This is a genomic window from Kitasatospora sp. A2-31, from assembly GCF_022288725.1.
Taxonomy (GTDB): Bacteria; Actinomycetota; Actinomycetes; order Streptomycetales; family Streptomycetaceae; genus Kitasatospora.
The window spans coordinates 1-1,696 of sequence record NZ_JAKNTA010000135.1 but is presented as its reverse complement, the minus strand read 5'-3'; the positions used below and the strand labels follow the sequence as shown (position 1 = coordinate 1,696).

At 73.4% G+C, this 1,696-nt stretch carries 2 protein-coding genes; one reads left to right on the top strand and one right to left on the bottom strand.

Annotation, left to right across the window (positions count from 1 at the left end; all coding sequences use genetic code 11):
* Nucleotides 1–294, top strand: a 294-nt coding sequence (locus MCM47_RS40210; RefSeq protein WP_238951782.1) for an NAD(P)H-binding protein, incomplete at its 5' end; no start/stop codon positions are given.
* Nucleotides 295–522: 228 nt separating this feature from the next.
* Here the strand turns inward: MCM47_RS40210 and MCM47_RS40205 are convergent.
* Nucleotides 523–1,696 (bottom strand): aldehyde dehydrogenase family protein (locus tag MCM47_RS40205; RefSeq protein ID WP_238951781.1); only part of this gene is annotated, 1,174 nt, incomplete at its 5' end.

Here is a 1,696-nt window from a genome sequence, read left to right as displayed (position 1 = left end):
CCGGTCTTCGAGACCTACCTGCGGGCCAAGGGCGCCGCCGACGACGCCATCCGGGCCCGCACCACGCTGGACTGGACCGTGCTGCGGCCCGGCCGGCTCACCGACGGCCCCGGCACCGGCCTGGTCCGGCTCGCCCCCTCCGTCCCGCACGGCGCGGTGGACCGGGCCGACGTGGCCGCCGTGCTGGCCGCGCTGCTGCACGAGCCGGGCACCGCCGGGCAGACGCTGGAACTGGTCGCCGGCAACGCGACGGTCGAGGAGGCCGTCGCCGCCGCGGCCGGGCACGACGGCTGATCGAGGGCGTCGGGTGATCGAGGGCGTCGGCTGACCGAGGGGTCGGGCGATCCAGGGCGTCGGGTGACCGACGGCGTCCGCGGGCGCGGACGCGTGCGGGGCCCGGTTCGACGAACCGGGCCCCGCACACGGGAACACGTCGACCGGTCGACCGACCGCTGCTCAGTTACCGATCAGCGGCCGATCAGCGGCCGATCAGCGGCCGATCAGCGGCCGGTCAAGGGTCGATCAGAGGTCCAGGCCGGTGAGGACCATGACCTTCTCGACGGTGTAGTCGTCCATCGCGTACTTGACGCCCTCGCGGCCGACGCCGGAGTCCTTGACGCCGCCGTACGGCATCTGGTCGGCGCGGTAGGACGGCGCGTCGCCGATGATCACACCGCCGACCTCCAGCTCCCGCTGGGCGCGGAAGGCGGTCTGCAGGTCGTGGGTGAAGACGCCGGCCTGCAGGCCGAAGTCCGAGTCGTTGACGGCGGCGAAGGCCTCGTCGGTGCCGTCGACCTTGTGCAGCGACAGGACCGGGCCGAACACCTCGGCCTTGGCCAGGATCGCGTCGGCCGGCAGGTCGGCCAGCACGGTCGGGGCGTAGGTCGCGCCCTCGCGGGTGCCGCCGGTGAGCACCTTGGCGCCCTTGGCGACGGCGTCGTCCACCCAGGACTCCACCCGCTTGGCGGCGTTCTCGTCGACCAGCGGGCCGACGTCGGTGGCGTCGTCGTTCGGGTCGCCGGTGACCTGGACCTGGACCTTGGCCACGACCTTCTCGACCAGGCGGTCGTAGACGGACACGTCGGCGATCACCCGCTGCACCGAGATGCAGGACTGGCCGCCCTGGTAGTTGGCGAACATCGCGATCCGGGTGGCGGCCCAGTCCAGGTCCGCCTCGGAGGACCAGTCGGCGAGCACCACGGCCGCGGCGTTGCCGCCGAGCTCCAGGGTGCAGTGCTTGCGCGGCACCGAGTCCATGATCTGGTAGCCGACCTTGTCCGAACCGGTGAAGGAGATCACCGGCAGGCGCTTGTCCTGCACCAGCGCCGGCATCCGGTCGTTGGGCACCGGCAGGACGCTCCAGGAGCCGGCCGGCAGGTCGGTCTCGGCCAGGATCTCGCCCAGCACCATCGCGGAGAGCGGGGTGGCCGGGGCCGGCTTGAGGATGATCGGCGCGCCGACCGCGATCGCCGGGGCGACCTTGTGGGCGACCAGGTTCAGCGGGAAGTTGAACGGGGCGATGCCCAGCACCACGCCGCGCGGGAACCGGCGCACCACCGCGAAGCGGCCCACGCCGCCCGGGTCGGTGTCCAGCCGCATGGTCTCGCCGTTGGTGCGGCGGGCCTCCTCGGCCGCCCAGCGGAACACGGAGACGGCACGCCCGACCTCGCCGCGGGCCCACTTGATCGGCTTGCCG